General features: G+C 44.0%; 19 protein-coding genes. 15 read left to right on the forward strand and 4 right to left on the reverse strand.

Annotated elements, in window-relative coordinates:
- Positions 1–83 precede the first annotated feature (83 nt).
- The 7 genes from add to CHRO_RS24900 all read left to right on the forward strand — a co-directional run bounded on the left by add (position 84) and on the right by CHRO_RS24900 (position 5,044).
- Positions 84–1,121 carry an adenosine deaminase gene (gene add, locus CHRO_RS24875; protein WP_015156992.1) on the forward strand — a complete coding sequence of 346 codons (1,038 nt, stop codon included), beginning with the start codon at positions 84–86 and terminating at the stop codon, positions 1,119–1,121.
- A gap of 36 nt (positions 1,122–1,157) precedes the next feature.
- The gene (locus CHRO_RS24880; protein WP_015156993.1) at positions 1,158–2,492 is read left to right on the forward strand and encodes a flippase; all 1,335 of its coding nucleotides are present in this window, start codon (positions 1,158–1,160) and stop codon (positions 2,490–2,492) included.
- Positions 2,493–2,598: 106 nt separating this feature from the next.
- Complete coding sequence (locus CHRO_RS24885) at positions 2,599–2,799, forward strand: hypothetical protein (protein WP_015156994.1); 201 nt, start codon at positions 2,599–2,601, stop codon at positions 2,797–2,799.
- A 195-nt stretch (positions 2,800–2,994) separates the two neighbouring features.
- Positions 2,995–3,759, forward strand: coding sequence for an SDR family NAD(P)-dependent oxidoreductase (locus tag CHRO_RS24890; RefSeq protein ID WP_015156995.1), 765 nt, complete (start codon positions 2,995–2,997; stop codon positions 3,757–3,759).
- Positions 3,756–4,082 (forward strand): EamA family transporter, encoded by a 327-nt coding sequence (locus tag CHRO_RS34585; protein ID WP_041462627.1) that lies wholly within the window; start codon positions 3,756–3,758, stop codon positions 4,080–4,082. The genes CHRO_RS24890 and CHRO_RS34585 overlap by 4 nt, the downstream gene beginning before the upstream one ends.
- On the forward strand, positions 4,033–4,218 hold the full coding sequence (locus CHRO_RS34590; protein WP_071925456.1) for an EamA family transporter: 186 nt from the start codon (positions 4,033–4,035) through the stop codon (positions 4,216–4,218). The genes CHRO_RS34585 and CHRO_RS34590 overlap by 50 nt, the downstream gene beginning before the upstream one ends.
- A gap of 229 nt (positions 4,219–4,447) precedes the next feature.
- Positions 4,448–5,044, forward strand: a complete 597-nt coding sequence (locus CHRO_RS24900) for an FHA domain-containing protein (RefSeq protein WP_015156996.1) — start codon at positions 4,448–4,450, stop codon at positions 5,042–5,044.
- Between the two features lie 78 nt (positions 5,045–5,122).
- Here CHRO_RS24900 and CHRO_RS24905 read toward each other — a convergent pair whose 3' ends face one another.
- Complete coding sequence (locus tag CHRO_RS24905) at positions 5,123–7,969, reverse strand: polysaccharide biosynthesis protein (protein WP_015156997.1); 2,847 nt, start codon at positions 7,967–7,969, stop codon at positions 5,123–5,125.
- A 1,135-nt stretch (positions 7,970–9,104) separates the two neighbouring features.
- On the opposite strand from CHRO_RS24905, the gene CHRO_RS24910 reads away from it, so the two are divergent.
- The gene (locus CHRO_RS24910) at positions 9,105–10,070 is read left to right on the forward strand and encodes a ribonuclease Z (RefSeq protein WP_015156998.1); all 966 of its coding nucleotides are present in this window, start codon (positions 9,105–9,107) and stop codon (positions 10,068–10,070) included.
- Between the two features lie 31 nt (positions 10,071–10,101).
- Here CHRO_RS24910 and CHRO_RS24915 read toward each other — a convergent pair whose 3' ends face one another.
- The gene (locus CHRO_RS24915; protein ID WP_015156999.1) at positions 10,102–10,527 is read right to left on the reverse strand and encodes a hypothetical protein; all 426 of its coding nucleotides are present in this window, start codon (positions 10,525–10,527) and stop codon (positions 10,102–10,104) included.
- Here CHRO_RS24915 and CHRO_RS32870 point away from each other — a divergent pair.
- Entirely contained in the window at positions 10,513–10,653 is a 141-nt protein-coding gene (locus CHRO_RS32870; protein WP_181824233.1) for a hypothetical protein, read from the forward strand. The genes CHRO_RS24915 and CHRO_RS32870 overlap by 15 nt on opposite strands.
- A 21-nt stretch (positions 10,654–10,674) precedes the next feature.
- On the opposite strand, the gene cobU is transcribed toward CHRO_RS32870, so the two are convergent.
- Positions 10,675–11,253: a bifunctional adenosylcobinamide kinase/adenosylcobinamide-phosphate guanylyltransferase gene (gene cobU / locus CHRO_RS24920; protein WP_015157000.1), complete on the reverse strand. Its 579-nt coding sequence runs from the start codon at positions 11,251–11,253 to the stop codon at positions 10,675–10,677.
- Between the two features lie 179 nt (positions 11,254–11,432).
- Here cobU and CHRO_RS30050 point away from each other — a divergent pair, with 179 nt between their 5' ends.
- From CHRO_RS30050 to CHRO_RS24950, 6 genes are all read left to right on the forward strand, one after another.
- Complete coding sequence (locus CHRO_RS30050) at positions 11,433–12,080, forward strand: hypothetical protein (RefSeq protein WP_015157001.1); 648 nt, start codon at positions 11,433–11,435, stop codon at positions 12,078–12,080.
- A gap of 34 nt (positions 12,081–12,114) precedes the next feature.
- The gene (locus tag CHRO_RS24930) at positions 12,115–12,756 is read left to right on the forward strand and encodes a Uma2 family endonuclease (protein ID WP_015157002.1); all 642 of its coding nucleotides are present in this window, start codon (positions 12,115–12,117) and stop codon (positions 12,754–12,756) included.
- A 242-nt stretch (positions 12,757–12,998) separates the two neighbouring features.
- A complete protein-coding gene (locus tag CHRO_RS24935) occupies positions 12,999–13,970 on the forward strand; it encodes a sodium-dependent bicarbonate transport family permease (protein ID WP_015157003.1) in 972 nt (323 codons plus the stop codon).
- A gap of 4 nt (positions 13,971–13,974) precedes the next feature.
- The gene (locus tag CHRO_RS24940) at positions 13,975–14,271 is read left to right on the forward strand and encodes a P-II family nitrogen regulator (protein ID WP_015157004.1); all 297 of its coding nucleotides are present in this window, start codon (positions 13,975–13,977) and stop codon (positions 14,269–14,271) included.
- Between the two features lie 103 nt (positions 14,272–14,374).
- Positions 14,375–15,118 (forward strand): carbonic anhydrase, encoded by a 744-nt coding sequence (locus CHRO_RS24945; protein ID WP_015157005.1) that lies wholly within the window; start codon positions 14,375–14,377, stop codon positions 15,116–15,118.
- 633 nt (positions 15,119–15,751) lie between these two features.
- Positions 15,752–16,582, forward strand: coding sequence for a carbohydrate ABC transporter permease (locus tag CHRO_RS24950; protein ID WP_015157006.1), 831 nt, complete (start codon positions 15,752–15,754; stop codon positions 16,580–16,582).
- Positions 16,583–16,592: 10 nt separating this feature from the next.
- On the opposite strand, the gene CHRO_RS34955 is transcribed toward CHRO_RS24950, so the two are convergent.
- Complete coding sequence (locus CHRO_RS34955) at positions 16,593–17,018, reverse strand: hypothetical protein (RefSeq protein WP_015157007.1); 426 nt, start codon at positions 17,016–17,018, stop codon at positions 16,593–16,595.
- Between the last annotated feature and the right edge of the window lie 45 nt (positions 17,019–17,063).

A 17,063-nucleotide genomic window follows, 5' to 3' on the forward strand; every position in this document is an offset into this window, starting at 1 on the left:
TGTTTGCTTGCGATAAGTTGAGAAGCTGATGCGAATTTTCGCGATCGCTCTAAAAGCGAAAAGATAGCTAAAAGGTTAAACTCATGCAGCATCCAGCTACAGTTTCTTCAGTCCTCGCTGCCCGACTGCAAGCGATGCCAAAGGCAGAGATCCACGTCCACATTGAAGGCGCGACGGATGCTGAGACGTTTTATCAGTTGGCGCAACGCCATCGAGTCGATCTGCCTGCTAATTCTTTAGGGGAGTGGAAAGAGTATTTTGAATTTCGTAGTTTTCCTCATTTTATTCAGGTTTACACTGCTGCTGCGCGCTGCTTGCAAACTCCAGATGATTACAAGTTGATAATTGAGCGTTTCTTTCAGCGGCAGTCAGAACAAAATATCGTTTATACCGAAGCTTCTCTCAGTGCGTCTTTCTTGACCCAAAAGTTTGAAGATGAAGCGATTTTAGATGCGATCGCCGCTGGACTTGAAGCCGGACAAGCACAGTATGGCGTTCGAGTCAACTTAATTCCCGATATTGCCCGTGAAATTCCCGATTCTCAAACTCGCGTACTGGAATTTGTCTTGAAAGGTAAAGAGCGAGGATTATTTATCGGGTTGGGAGTTGGAGGACTTGAAGCTGGCTATCCACCGGAATTATTTACCGAAACATTCGCCCAAGCGCGTCAGCAAGGATTGAGAGTCGTGGCTCATGCTGGTGAAGTCGTCGGAACTAGAAGTATTTGGGGAGCAGTGAATAGCTTGCAAGCCGAACGAATTGGTCATGGTATTCGCTGTTTAGACGATCCGCAATTGGTTGAGGTACTCCGCCAGCGTCAAATTCCCTTGGAGGTTTCGCCGCAAAGTAACTATTGCCTTGGAGTTGTGGGACGCGAACAGCCGCATCCGATCCGTCAAATGGTAGATGCAGGACTTTATTGCACTGTCAATTCTGACGATCCGGCAATGTTTTCTACCAGTCTCAATAACGAATATTTAACGCTAGCATCTCAAGGGTTTTCATGGGAAGAACTATGGCAATTTAACCTCAACACGCTGGCAGCGACTTTTCTATCGGCAACAGAGAAGGCGAAATATGATGCTCAATGGCAAGCGTTTTTAATCAGTACGGCTATGTAGTATATTTGTAGCATCTAGAATTCAAGAGTGCGATTGATGCCTCATCTGCCCAAATTTGAATCTTGGCTACAACACCAGCAATCCGATCTGCTAAACACATTGGTACGAGGTGCAAGGGCGGCGCTGAGCGTCCAAATTTTCAGCGCGATCGCGATCTATATATCTCAAATTTTGCTTGCCCGGTGGCTGGGAGTCACGGAGTATGGAATTTACGATTATGCGATCGCCCTCAGTCTTTCTCTAGCTTTTCTCGCCGGATTGGGTTTGCCGACTGCGGTTTTACGATTTATCCCCAAATACCAGTTCGAGCAAGATTGGCGACATTTGCGGGGAATTATTTGGGGAAGTTGGCAACAAACGCTAATCGCTAGTTTGATTACAGCCATATTCAGCACGATTGTATTGCAGTGGCTATCAATACATTACAGGTTAGAGCATTCGCGATCGCTGATTTTTGGTGTTTGGAGTGTGCCTTTGATGGCATTGGCTATTCTTCAGCAACAAATCGCTAGAGCCTTTCAAAGAATTACCCTAGCTTATGCTCCATACTTAATCGCCTATCCGTTAGTATTAATTGCCATTGCCTTTATTTGGCAGCTACATGAGAATTTAAATAGCACAGAGGCGATCGCGCTTTCAATTCTGTCACTGCTACTGGTTTTGTTAGTTCAAGCACTTCTGTTTTATCGAGAATTAACTACAGAAATCTCTCAAGCTGTTCCTGCTTATGCAATCGGTCAATGGTGGCGAGTTGCCTTGCCATTGATGTTTCTTGATGGCTCGTCGATTGTGTTGAGCCAAACAGATACGCTCATGCTAGGAGCCATGCTAGGAGCTAAAGCCGTGGGGATTTACAGTGCAGCACTCAAAACATCGCTGTGGGTTCATTTCATTCTCACCGCTGTCAATGCAATTTTTGCTCCCATCATCGCTTCGCTACACGCTCAAGGCGATCGCCAAGGATTGCAGCAGCTCGTATCTACAATTGCGCGGTGGATGTTTTATCCGGCATTGGCAATTGCGATCGGACTCATTGTTTTTGCCGTTCCAGTGCTGCAATTATTCGGGACAGAATTTACAGCAGCCAGAGGAGCGCTGATCGTGCTGATTCTAGGGCAACTCGTAAACGTGGGTGCGGGTTCGGTGGGATACCTGTTGATGATGACAGGCAACCAAAATCCTGCTGCATCAGTGATGGGAATTAGTGCCTTAGTAAATGTCGTTTTAAACCTAATTGGCATCCACTGGTTAGGAATTTTTGGCGCGGCATTAGCCACGGCATTTTCCATGATGTTATGGAATGTTTGGCTTCATGCCATAGTTGTTAAACGGCTTGATGTTCGTCCCTCAATTCTGGCTACCTTCCGATAAGGCGATCGCTTCTTCAAGAGTCGAAAAGGGTAGGCGGAGAAGTTAGTGATGCGTACGGCGGAGCGTTATCATCAAAAGGGTTCAGTCATCTGTAAATTTCCTTCGTATGAATAATTTGCAAGAAATCGAACAGGCTGTCAGCCAACTATCAGTAGAGGAGCTTGCCGATTTCCGAGCGTGGTTTGCAGAATTCGATGCAGCAGTATGGGATCGGCAGTTTGAGGAAGATGTCGCAGCAGGTCGGCTCGATCGTCTGGCTCAACGGGCACTGCAACACTTACGTGAAGGACGTTGTACTGACTTGTGAGATATCGTGCGACTCCTGATTTTTGGTATCACTATCGACAGCTACCAAACGAGATTCAGGAACTAGCCGATCGGTGCTATGAGTTACTGAAACATTCAGAGTGGAGTTCCATATATTAAATTTTCAATATGTTGAACTCAAGTTAGATTTGAGATATGTTGAGATGATGAGAATCTACTCGGTCTCCAACAACTCATGGCAGATATATTCAGCGTTGCGGGTAAAGTTGTTTGCATCACCGGTTCTAGTAGAGGATTGGGCAAAGCTATTGCGCGAGGTTTTGCCGATCGCGGTGCAAAAGTGGTTATCTCCTCTTGGAATTTAGAGGAACTAGAAGCAACTCAACGCGAGTTTCAGTCACAAGATTTAGAAGTCTACGCTGTTGAAGTTGATGTCAGTAAACGCGATCGTTGCCAGCAACTCATAGACCGAACAGTAGAGCATTATGGCGCGATCGATATCTTAATTTGCAATGCTGGCATCGATATTATTAAACCTGCCGAGCAATACGAAGCGGAAGAATGGGACAAAATTATCGATATTAACTTGCGGGGATACTACTTCTGCGCCCAGTTCGCCGCCCAACAAATGCTCGATCGCGGCGCTGGTAGTATCATTATGACTTCTTCTATTGCTGGCGCTGTAGGAATACCCGGGTTAGTCCCTTATGCCGCTTCTAAGGGAGGGATTAATCAAATGGTGCGCACAATGGCTGTGGAATGGGCGCAAAAAGGAGTGAGAGTTAACGCTGTCGCGCCTGGATACATTGACAACATGATGGCAGGCGTTGAGTACGACGAAAACAACACTTATCAGCAACGGGTAACGAGATTTACGCCAATGGGAAGGCGAGGAAAAGTAGAAGAATTTCTTGGTGCATATATTTTCCTTGCCAGCGATGCAGCTTCATACATCACAGGTGAGGTGCTGTATGTAGACGGGGGCTATCATGCAGCGTGAATAAAAAACTATTTGCTCTGTTGGTAACTCTCATCCTCTGGGGTTCTGGCTTTGCTGGCGTGCGGGCAGGTTTACGCGGCTACAGCCCCGAACATTTAGTTGCCTTGCGCTTTGCGATCGCCTCCCTTGTCCTGGTAGGTTATGCATATCTGACGCGGATGCGTTTGCCACAAGTGAAAGACTTACCCGCGATCGCCCTTGGCGGATTTTTAGGGATTAGAATCAACTTTAGCGATCGCCTATTTAGGCATTTTTCCCGCTGCGATCGCTTATATGACTTGGACTTACACCCTATCGCAAATTTCTGCCGCCAAAGCCGCTAGCTATCTTTATCTCGTGCCATTTCTCGCAATTGCGATCGCCTGGATCTGGCTGCAAGAATTACCCAGTTTGTTATCTATAGTCGGTGGAATAATTACACTTACGGGTGTCTTCTTGGTCAATCTCCAAGAAACGTAAATTAGCCTGCATAATCCTTAGATAGTTTCATCAGGTGGGCAATGTCACCCTACATTTAGAAAAATTAACAAAACAAATCAAAAACTTAGTTAACATACCTTTCGATTTGGGTATTTTATCAAGAGAGAGTATGGCTACTGTCATTTATGGCAGAGATTAGGGTAGGAGAGAGCTGAGAAAGCTGAGGAAGAAAAACTACTTTTGACTTCTGACTTTTGAATTTTGATTTATGCAAATTAAAATTTTTAATTCTCGCAAGCTAAATGAAACGCAAGAAGTTAATCTCTTCCTAGCAACAAACAATTTCCAAAAAGAGTGTTCGATCGGTCGCTCTTCTTCTGCAAGTTTAGTTTTAGATAGTGCTGATGTTAGCCGTTTACATGGAAAATTTCTTCAGCAAGGTGGCAATCATTACTTTATTGATATTGGAAGTAGAAACGGCTCAATAATTAATGGAAAATTAGCTGATGTTAATCAAAAATATCTCCTGAAACCTGGAGATATATTACGGATTGGAGAATTCGTACTGATTTTGGAAGAAGTAGATGTAATTCGGCAAGACTTAGCCGAGACAGTTTTTAGTCATGCTCATGATGTAGCAATCTCCGATCGCCAAAACCTACAAGAGCAATTTTTGATTGACGAAATTCAACTTGATGAGAATGGCAGTAATGCAGGAGAAGCAACTGTAATTCAACTACCGTCTATTTTCCCTGAAGCCGCAGAAATTCCTCTGAGCGATCGCCCGACAGATATCGAATTAGATGAAGTCGATCCAATTCTAGAATTAGATCCGTGGCAGGAGCTTGAATCAGAGTTTTATTAGCCACTAATCTCCAGTAAGTAGAGACGTTACATGTAACGTCTCTACACTGACAACTGATAACTGATAACTGACAACTGATTACAAGGGTTGCAACTGCGAACCAATCAGCGTACCAGCAGCATCTTTGTTAATCGGTTTGGCGAAAAAGTAGCCTTGTCCGTATTGGCATTCCAAAGCGTTGAGTTGTGCTAGCTGAGCCGCAGTTTCTACGCCAGTAACCGTTGTCTCTACACCCAAGTTGCGAGAGATCGCCACGATTGTTCGCAAAATCTCTAAGCTCTCTTCATCAGTATCAATTTGATTGACGAGGGAACGATCGACGCTGAGGCGATCGAATTTTTCATAGCACATGCGATTGGGTAGCCTTTGCAGTAAGCTCAAAAATGAATAGCCGATACCCAAATTATCAATTTGCAACTCTACGTTTAAGGCTTTGAGTTCTATTACCCTTTGATTCGCAAATTCAATATCCGATAAGATGGCGCTTTCAGGAATTTCCAGACGCAAATTTCGAGGATTCAATCCAGTCTGTTCTAGAACTAGCCCCAACTGCGCCACCAAATTTGGATGAGCGAACTGGGTGTTGGAAAGATTCACGCTCACAGTCAAAGGAATTTTGGGATAGCACTCTTGCCACAGGCGTAGCTGTTGACAAGCTTGCCGCAACGACCACCAGCCGATAGTTGAGATCGCGTCTGTTGCTTCTAGAGCAGAAATAAAGTCCGTAGGTGAAACTATACCTTGCGTGGGGTGCTGCCAGCGTAAGAGCGCTTCAAACCCAACAATTCTATTGGTTTGCAACACAACAATCGGTTGGTAGTGAATCTCAAATTCACCCTGCTCGAATGCTTGCTCAATTTCCTGTAGCTGAATTTTGGACTGGCGATCGAGTGCAGCAATAGGTGTATCTAGAATATGCTGCCGCTTCGATCTTGGAACGATAAGTTCATCCAGCAGTTTTTCTTGGCTTGCAGGTAATTGTTTGGGAATTGGAGAGTTTTGTGGCTTATATTCAGGTACGAGCTGTTGTAATAAGAAGGCGATCGCCGGAGCATCATTTTGCCGCGCGGCATCGCACAGTGCTTCTACCAAAGAATTTAAAGTTTTTGGCGTAAAGTTACTGGCATTTTTGACAATCAGAATTTTTTCGTGTTCTGTCTTTTCGTACTGTTCGCCAGGAATAAACAGTTCTTCAAATAGCTTTTCTCCTGGTCGCAACCCGGTAAACTGAATATTAATGTCTTTATTGACCTGCAATCCAGACAGCCGAATCAAATCTTTCGCTAGATCCACAATCTTCACTGGCTGTCCCATATCTAGCATTAATATGGCTCCGCCACAGCCAACAACTGCCGCTTGCAAGACTAATTGCACGGCTTCGGGAATGGTCATGAAATAGCGTCGAATATCGGGATGAGTAACGGTAATCGGTCCCCCTTTAGCAATTTGTTGCTTGAAGGTAGGCACGACACTACCTCTGCTACCCAGCACGTTACCAAATCGGACGACGACATAGGGTTTGCCGCTCTTTTGCGCTGCTTGCAGAACGAGCATTTCGGCAGTCCGCTTGCTAGCTCCCATAATATTAGTTGGGTTGACTGCCTTATCCGTAGAAATCATTACGAATTGGTTGACATCGTATCTCAGCGCCAGATCGAGCAGGTTTTTCGTCCCCAAGACGTTGTTGGTGATCGCTTCTGGTGAGTTTACCTCCATCAGGGGTACGTGCTTGTGCGCGGCAGCATGAAAAACGATATCTGGGCGAAATTGGTCAAAAGCATACTCTAAGCGCGATGGAAAGCGAATATCGGCGATAAAAGCGCGCAGGCGTGGCATATATCCCTGCAACGCGCCGTCTTGCCGTAGCACTTCCATGACTCGTTCTAATTCTTGTTGGATGTAAAAGACCGAATTTTCGCCGTGTCCTATCAGCATGATTTCTGCCGGACGACAGCGAAAGACTTGACGGCAAAGTTCGCTACCAATCGACCCACCTGCGCCAGTGATGAGTACTTTCTTACCTGTTAATAACTGCGAGACTTTTTGCCCGTCTGTTTGAATTGGTTCCCGACGCAATAAGTCTTCAATTTTGATTTCGCGAATGCTTTCGATCGCCACGCGACCGTTGAAACCGTTGACGATCTCGCTGACGCTAGGTAAAGTGCTGGTACGCACACCGCTCGATTGGCAGATATCTAAGATCTCGCGAATGACTTCGCCAGGGGCGCTCGGCATGGCGATCGCGACGCGATCGACGCGCAAGGATCGAACAATTTTCGGGATCTGATGGCGATCGCCAACTACAGGTAAATTGCGAATTCTTAATTGAAATTTCGCTGGATCGTCGTCGATAAAAGCGATGGGGTAAAGATTGAAGTGTGGGTTCTGCTGCATCTGTTGGGCAATTGTCACGCCTGCATTACCTGCACCAACAATTAGCAAGCGTTCGCTACTTTTAGGTTGAGCCTGCCTGTGGTTTGCTCTTTCGACCACTCGAATGCTCAAGCGAAGTCCACCTACGAAGATTAGGCTGAGCATTCCATCTAGCAGCGCTAGCGATCGCGGCAAGACAGCGGAAAAATTAGACCAGTTATTGAAGGCATAGACAATTATTGTTTCGAGAACAATCGCTGCTAGCGTCAGCATGACGATTTGTGTCAGCTCGTCAATACTAGCGTAGCGCCAACACCGTCGATAAAAACCAAAACTATATAAGATGCTCAGTTTTACGATGATAAATAGGGTAGAGACGATCGCTAACTGAAGCCCATGAGTGTTGAGGGTTTCAACAATGTTAAATTCGTCCAAGCGCAGGCTTAGTGCTAGGACTGGCGCGATCGAAAATACGATTGTATCGAGAATAATAAAATGTCGATTTCTGATTCCCAATAAAGCTTTGGATACTTGTTCTACTATGATTTTCATTTTGTTGACAGGTGCTTCGGAAATTGAAGAGTTTAAGCTTCATTTACTTAAGAGTTTGCAGCAGATACTAGATGCAATTTTTGCACGAATACTTATCTCTGCTTTCCATCACTACAGTCTGCAATCGGAGTAAACCTCAGAAAAATTTAGGCATTTTACGCCCGATTCAGGATATTGCGATATTTTTGAAATCTGAAAAAACATGAGGAATCTAGTGCTTAGATATCTCTAGCACAACGACAGAATGCTCGCCAAATTAGACCAAGCTTCTCGTCCATTTTTTCAGAAAAAGCTAATACGCTCTATTTTAATTGAATGGATTTTAACGTTGTAGATAAATCAATAATATGATGCCAGGATTTACATTAGCATCTTTTAACCTTGCTAGTTCGATCGCGAAAAATTGAGTTATTAACCGTTGATTTTATTTTTGTGCTCCTCCTTTCCGATCTATGCAATACTCGCTAAGAGTTTACCACAACTTTCACGCCCCTTGAAAGAATTTTTACCGCAGATTCATAGAATTTTGAGTTTTCATGTTGCTGAATCTCAGTAAATCTACAGTTGCTAAAGCATTTTTAGATACATATACTTCGTCAAAAGAAAAACTACTACTTCACCCAATCTAGTTCAAATTCGATCCGGTTTTAGAGCGATACTGCAAATTTCGACACGATTTTTGCTGATGTAGTTGCACCGAGTTAGATGAGATTGGACGTGGGGAGACATCACAGCCACCTGGACTTACAGCCACTATACCAATTTAAAAAGGTAAATTTTAACTAAAATATTAGTAACACTTAACTAGCAAAACTCGCAAAAACAGACAGAGTTTAGATTTGTCTGAAGAAAAGGCAGCTGGCTATTAAAAATGCTCTAAAAACTCTAAAAATAAGATCAGAAGTATAGTTTTATAAAAACTCGATCGAGCTGAAGTATCTATCAAATACTAAAGCTAAAGCCAATCGTACTGAGTCTTGATTTTAATAGGTTGGAGAGACAAAAGGGAAGTCTCCAAGTCAAAAGTCAGAAGTCAAAAGATTCTACACCTCAAATCGCGGATTACCGATCGCCGATCGCGTGGCAGTATAGATAAAGAATACGTCAGCCATGTCGTAGATCGACAGCAGCCGCAGTGCAGATTACTTTTTTAGGAACGAGTTCTGGTGTACCGACGCGATCGCGTAATGTTTCTAGTGTTGCCCTTCGCCTACCGCAACGAGCAGAAGTCTGGCTATTTGACTGCGGGGAAGGAACTCAGCATCAGATTATGCGGAGTGACTTAAAAATTAGCCAAATTAACCGCATTTTCGTCACTCACATGCACGGCGATCATGTTTTTGGCTTAATGGGATTGCTAGCTACTTGTGGTTTGGCGGGTAGTCCGCACCGAATTGATATTTACGGTCCGCCAAAGTTAGAAGAGTATCTCCGCGCCTGCGGTCGCTATTCTCAAACTCATCTATCTTACCCGCTGCACGTCCATACAGTACAGCCTGGGATGGTTTACGAGGATGAAGAATTTACAGTGAGTTGCGATCGCTTAGAGCATCGCGTTCCTGCTTTTGGCTACCGAATTGCCGAAAAAGACCGTCCGGGGAGGTTCGATGTCGAACAAGCCAAGGCGTTAAACATCCCTCCTGGGAGAGTATACGGTCAACTGAAGCGGGGTGAAACGGTAACTCTCAATGACGGGCGGGTGATTCGGGGAGTCGATCTATGCGGTGACACAGAAGCAGGGCGCAAGCTAGCATACTGTACTGATACAATTTTCTGCGATGGGGCAGTTGCTCTTGCCCAAGGTGCGGACGTACTAATCCACGAAGCGACATTTTCTCATATCGATGCAGAACTCGCTTTTCAACGTTTGCATTCCACATCAACAATGGCAGCACAAACGGCATTAGCTGCCCAAGTAAAGCTACTGGTTATGACACATTTTAGCCCTCGCTACGCCCCTGGGAATGACATTCAATTACAACACCTTCTAGAAGAAGCGCGGGCGATCTTTCCCAATACTGAAATGGCACACGACTTTTTAACTTATGAAATTCCCCGTCGTCGTCAACCAGAAGGAGAAAAGCAAGCGGCAAAGGTCTAGTTGAGCTGCGTGCCTAATTTATTTAAGCTATCTAACCGCGATCGCGCATTGACATCAGCCGTTGTTGTATGTCTTTGAGTCTAACTTGGGAATTGACTGGCGATCGCGGCTGCGGAACGTCAAGGTTGGGCCAATTCAATAAGTCGTTGCAAGGACAACAAGCAGGAGGCATTCCCACATTACGCATGGGTACGGGCATAGCGCAACGGGCGCAAGGAGACACATCCCATTCTGGCGTGAGTAAATCGGCTACTGATTCCTCTGTTGCCTCCAAGTAACAGTCGCCTGCATCAGGTGCGCTAATGCGTTGCCAGCACTCTTCAAAAGCTTGGCTGTAGCGATCGCCTTCTATCACTGGTTGTGGTAGCAAGCGTTCTTGTCCGTCACGAATGACGACATGCTTACCTAACTGAAACCAGTATGCGAGATATCTTCTAACGTCTTGTGTGGATGCCATTTTAAGAAGGGAGTAGGGAGTAGGGAGTCGGGAGTCGGGGGAAGAGAGCTGAGGGGGACAAGGGAGACAAGGGGGACAAGGAGGACAAGGGGGAAGAATTACCGTCAACTGATAACTGATAACTGATAACTGATAACTGACTCTATGCTATCGTTTCTCGTTTAAAGGGGTAGGTAGTGGAGAACCCAGCAGGCTGAGGTTAAGGACGTGTCCGCCGACGATGAGGTAAACGGGGTTGGCAATAGCTCCTAAGCGACGGACTAATTGACCTAAGCGATCGCGAAACAACCTGCCGCTTGAATAAGCTGGCACTACGCCCCAGGTAGCTTCTTCTGCTACAACAATTACATCTTTATTGTCTAAACGCTCTAAACTTAAGATTAAATTTTGCTCCGTTGCTGCCCAAGTAATGCTATCCTGCTCCAGCAAATTCGCTACCCACGTTCCTAGCGAATCGACTAGCAAGCAGCAACAGGAGGGAGCTGTGGCGATTGTTTCGGTTAAGTTTTCTGGAGCTTCTACGGTTAACCAGTCAGCAGGACGGCGATCGCGGTGTTGGGAGATCCGCTGTTGCCACTCAGGATCGTCGGCATTGGTTTGAGCCGTCGCAATGTAAATCACCGATTTTCTAGATTGCATTGCTAGAGTTTCTGCCCATTCGCTTTTACCAGATTTAGTTGGTCCAGTAACGAGTACAATTCGACTCGAAGGAGAAGTTGGCATCATTGCTGTAAGTCGTAAGTCGTAAGTCGTAAGTCGTAAGTCGTAATTAAAACACGCACCACTCACTACACCCCACAATGCCAGTTGCTCATGGGGGGAACCCCCAAGACCGCACTGGCTCCCCCACACCCTATTGATTACTAGCCACTAGCCACTAGTCACCAGCCACTAAATATAAACACATGAAACAGGCACTACAACGCATTCACGCAACTTTAGACCAACTAGAGACGCTCAAGCAGTCTACCACTGAACCGTCTCCTGTAACCGATCGCCCGCTCTCATTTCAGATTTTGCCAGTAGCGCCAAAAGTCGATCTACCTCCGCCATCAGCAGAGAGCGAACGTCCCCATTCACCCCAGTCACCACAGTTACCCCAGTTTTCTACTAGCAGCGTTGAACCGTCACCGACAACGACAATTCAAGTAGAGCGATCGCCGTCAGCACCAATTGTCGATTTAGAACGAATAGCACAGAGAATTCAAGCACTCTACTACGAAGGTCCAATTGTTGATGCTTGGATCGATTCTTATCCAACTGCTCCAGAATCGGACGACGAGATCGAGGAAATCGTGTTTGAACGTCCAGATTTATTGACAACAGATTCATCTGGTAGTCTCGATCGCTCGTTATCTCCAACTAGCTATCGTGTTTGCGGTTTCGATGCCTCTGGTGAGCAATGGTCTTATCCTTGTCCTCTCGATCAATTGTTGGAGCTGAGTGTAGCGATCGCTCGCTATCACAAAATACAAGAACTTTTAGCACAAAAACGACGACTAGAATCTCAGATCGAATCAAATGCGATCGGAGAGAATATTAATAACTCCTGAAAGTCTAATTTAGCAATTTGTGCTGAGGTTATCTATGAATATCTCGCAAGTCGAGCTACCAACCGATACCTGGGTGAAAGCTAGTTGGGATGAGTACGTTCAGATCGTTGAAAATCCGCAGTTAGAAAAAGCTAAGGGCTACTATTTTAACGATAGGATGAGAATTGAAATGCCTCCAGTGGGAAATGACCATGCTAGCGACCACTCAATAATTAATTACGCCGTTCACTTATGGGCGGCGATAAAAGGTATAGATTTAAATGGTAAAGATAACTGTACCTACCGGAAAACAGGTATTCGAGAAGCACAGCCCGACGTGTCTTACTATATTGGTGGCAATGCCGAAGCAATTCCTTGGGGAACGACAATTATCAATCTCGATCTTTATCCACCACCAACTTTAGCGATCGAGGTGGCTAATACTTCTCTATCAGATGATAAAGGCGAAAAGCGTCTGCTTTACGAACAACTAGGAGTAGCGGAATATTGGATTGTAGATGTAAAAAATATTGAAATTTTTGCTTTTTCTGTTGCCAATGGTGGTAGTAGAAGAATTACTCAGTCTCAAGTTTTACTAGGTTTAGAAATTGCTTTATTAGAAGCAGCTTTGCGGCGAACTCGTGAGATGAATCACGGTAGAGTTAGCGCGTGGTTATTATCTCAGTTTCAACAATAGTTAGATTTGCAGCTTTGCTTCTCTTCACAAATTAGTGTTGGCAAAGGTAGAAACAGTTGCATCTTCTGATAAACTATGCCTCATACTGTTCTTACAGGGTAGAAGTTGCCAAATTGGAATAGTGCAACGCTATGGGTTGCCAGGTTGGTGTCAGGTAGTTGAATTTAACATAAAATATTAAGTTTTGCGATGATTAAAACTTTTTTGGGTATCTGTTCCCACAAACCAGAGGAGAGGTGGGAATGGATGTAAGCTTGATCGCGTCTAATGTTTTGAGTCCGCCAGTGCTGTTCTTTTTTCTGGGGATGTTAGCTGTTTTTCTCAAATCAGATTTAGAAATTCCTCAACCATTACCTAAACTTTTTTCGCTTTATCTCCTATTTGCCATTGGGTTTAAGGGAGGCAACGAACTTGTCAAAAGCGGAGCCAGTCAAGAAGTCATACTCACCCTTTTGGCGGCGGTAATGATGGCTTGTATCGTGCCGATTTATACATTTTTTATTCTCAAAATCAAGCTCGACTTGTATAACGCAGCTGCGATCGCCGCTACCTATGGTTCTATCAGTGCTGTCACTTTCATTACTGCTGGTTCTTTTCTGACTGAACTAGGGATTGATTTTAGCGGTTACATGGTAGCGGCTTTAGCTTTGATGGAATCCCCAGCAATTATTGTCGGACTGCTTTTGGTAAAACTATTTGCGATCGACAAGCAAGATGGCGATTTTTCTTGGTCGGAAGTTTTGCAAGAAGCTTTCTTGAACAGTTCGGTTTTTCTTTTAGTTGGTAGCCTAATAATAGGTGCAGTGTCAGGAGAAAAAGGCTGGAAGGTAGAAGAGCCATTTACTCAAGGCATATTTTACGGAGTCCTAACCTTCTTTTTGTTAGATATGGGATTAGTTGCTGCTGGAAGAATCAAAGATCTAGGTAAAACTGGTACATTTTTGATTTCTTTCTCTATATTGATACCAATAGTTAATGCGGCAATTGGCATACTTTTAGCAAAAGCGATCGGGATGCCGCAGGGAAATGCACTGTTATTTTCGGTATTGTGTGCGAGTGCCTCTTATATAGCGGTTCCAGCTGCTATGAGGATGACGCTACCAGAAGCCAATCCCAGCCTTTACGTTACTGCCGCTCTAGCACTGACATTTCCCTTCAATATCATTGTGGGAATTCCTTTGTATTTGTACGGCATCAATCTGCTTTGGGGGTAAAACTATGCACGCAGTGAAGAGAATAGAAGTCCTCGCGGATTCGGTAGAACTGACAAAAATTTTAGCAGGCTTGGATAAAGCAGGTATCATCGCACACACTGTGATCCGCAACGTGGTTGGTAGAAGTCCTGGTGCAGACGCAACGCAATTAGATAATGTCTATATCATTGCTTTTTGTATGCCAGAGCAAGTGAAGCCAGTCATAGAGAATATTCGACCAGTTTTGAATAAGTTTGGTGGCGCTTGTTATATCTCCGATGCGATGGAGATTCGTTCGGTTAGATGTATTGCCTCGCTTTAGAGACGTTACATGTAACGTCTGTACAAATGTTATCAGTTATCAGTGACTAGTGGCTGGTGGCTAGCGTGCCCCTGTCTAGTTACTTGCTTTGTTAGGAAGGATTATGAGTCGTCAGAATAAATTTATCGATCGCCGTCAGTTTTTAAAGATAGCGGGTGTTGGTTTTAGCGTTGCTGCAAGTAGCCTACTTGGTTACGCGCGATCGGCGCAAGCCGCAGTTATAGAGGATATCGAACCCGATAGTCCTAATACAGCATTGCAAAGATTGCTAGCGGGAAATCAGCGTTTCGTGCAGCAAAAGCTGAGACATCCGCATCAGTCCCAGACACGCTTGCATGAAGTGGCTACCGCACAGCATCCATTTGCTACTCTCCTAAGTTGTGCTGATTCTCGCGTTCCGGCAGAAATCCTATTCGATTTGGGAATTGGAGATTTATTTGACGTGCGGATTGCTGGAAATATTGTCACAACTGAAGCACTTGGCAGCTTAGAATATGCCGCAGCTATGTTAGGGACTCCCCTAATTATGGTATTAGGTCACGAACGATGCGGTGCAGTTACAGCAGCAGTACAAGGCAAGCCACTTCCAGGTCAAATTAGTAGTTTTGCTAAAGCGATCGAACCTGCGATAACTACGTTAAGCTCCGCTAACGCGCAACTTAATCATAAATCAAATAATAAATCGGAAAGCGATTTAATTGAGAATGCAGTTGTGGCAAACGTGCAATATCAAGTGAAAAAATTAGAGCGATCGGATCTTTTAATGCAACTAGTAGGAGAAGGTAAATTGAAAATTGTTGGCGGACGATACGATTTAGACACCGGAGAAGTCGCGATCGTGACTTGAGATGCGGCTCGCGTCACCCCTCTAATCTCTTTTGTCTGCTGTCTGTTGCATTTGAACTAATCCCTCTTTTGTTGCTTTGGCAAGACTAAAATAGGGAAGGAAGTGTTAGAAGCTAGGCTGCGACTATGGTTGAGGTAGAGAGCCAGGATCGACAGTAGCGTTGATCGACGAATATTGCCAAACGTACCGAAATCTTTTCTGTGATGTGAGAAATTTTGAAGCCTTTAAGTTTCTGCATCTAGGGATCATTTCTGAAATTAAACGAAAATCGCGCTCCAGCAATCGCCCGGATTGTTGGTCTATCTGATGGACAAGAATTAGATCGTTTCTTACGAGATACACGCCAGGGATATTAAAGCCTTGCGAGAACTAAGATTGCAGTTAATTAAAGCATCAGTTGGGGACAAACCAATTGTCCTATGCCTAGATGAAACAGGAGATTTTTATTTTACTGCTTCAAAGGTAACAAAAGAGGGATGAGTATATATTTAAGAAAACTCATTGCGAATATATAGCTATTCTCATTATGATGGAATACATTCGTAGGGGCGCACAGCTGTGCGCCCCTACAGATCTTGTATCTCAGCCATTTGAAAAAGGCTATAGGTGTAAGCCTTGCCAAAGGATATGCGAATGAACGCAAACCGAAAAATATCTTTTATTGCAATTTTATATGCGATTTTGATTGTCTATGCGATCGCAACTTTTTTACCCTTTGCTTGGGCGCTTTCTGCTTCATTTAAACCCTTGTCTGAAATTATTGCTGGCGGCTTGAACTTGATTCCGCAAAACTTTACTTTAGAAAATTATCAGAAGATTTTTCTAGAAGAACCATTATTTGGTCGTTGGCTATTTAATAGTGTTGTAGTTGCTAGCACTGTCACTATTTTCAACCTTTTATTTAACTCAATGGCTGGTTATGCCCTTGCTCGCATTCCTTTTAAAGGAAATCAGATCTTATTTTTCTGTATTTTAGCAGTTTTAATGGTTCCAGCTCAAGTCACGCTAATTCCTAGTTTTTTAATTCTAAAATCTTTAGGCTGGTTAAATTCATATCAGGGATTAATTGTTCCGAATATTGTCAATGCAACTTTTATCTTTATGATGCGGCAGTTTTTTGTTAACTTTCCCAAGGAATTAGAAGAAGCTGCTGCCTTAGATGGTTTGGGTTACTTAGAAACTTTCTTTCAGATTGTTTTACCTTTAGCTAGACCAGCCTTAGCAGCTCAAACTATATTTATCTTTTTAGGTTCGTGGAATAACTTTTTAATGCCGTTAATGATTGTTTCTACTTCAGAAATGTTTACTTTACCTTTGGGCTTGAATACATTTAAGGGGCAATACATTAGTTATTGGAACTATATCATGGCTGCTTCAATGGTATTCACTTTACCCGCCTTACTAATTTATGCCTTTTTCAATCGCTACTTTATTCAAGGGGTAACTTTTACGGGGAATAAGTAGAGCGCGTTAATTAATGCCCCCTACCATATACATATCTTTCTGCTACTTTCCAATAACGAGAGAATCGTTTCAGATCGATGTAACCATCGTACTCAAAAAATGGCTCGGTTTCGAGAACTTCAAGTTTTAGCGATCGCTCAATTTCATCACAAATTGTTTCAAATCTGGGACTAGGACTATTTGCTGTCACAATTGAATCAGCATTATGTTCTTTGGCAAAAGCTAACACTTCTTTCGCCACATCACCTCGTCTAATCACAACTGGTAATTCCAACAAACATTCATAAATAAAAACAATTCGTTTCAAACTTAACTGCCACTCCTCAATTAAAGCCTCATCCCAAACCCAAATTGCAGGCGAATTGGCATATTCTTGCAGTGCAGGGTTTTTTGGACTCAAGCAATCTCCGTGTATCCAAATAATCGGTTGGTTCATGGTAATGGGTAATTGGTAATGGGTAGTTGGTAGTAGGTGGTTGAT

Origin of the sequence: Chroococcidiopsis thermalis PCC 7203 (genome assembly GCF_000317125.1) — a bacterium.
GTDB lineage: Bacteria > Cyanobacteriota > Cyanobacteriia > Cyanobacteriales > Chroococcidiopsidaceae > Chroococcidiopsis > Chroococcidiopsis thermalis.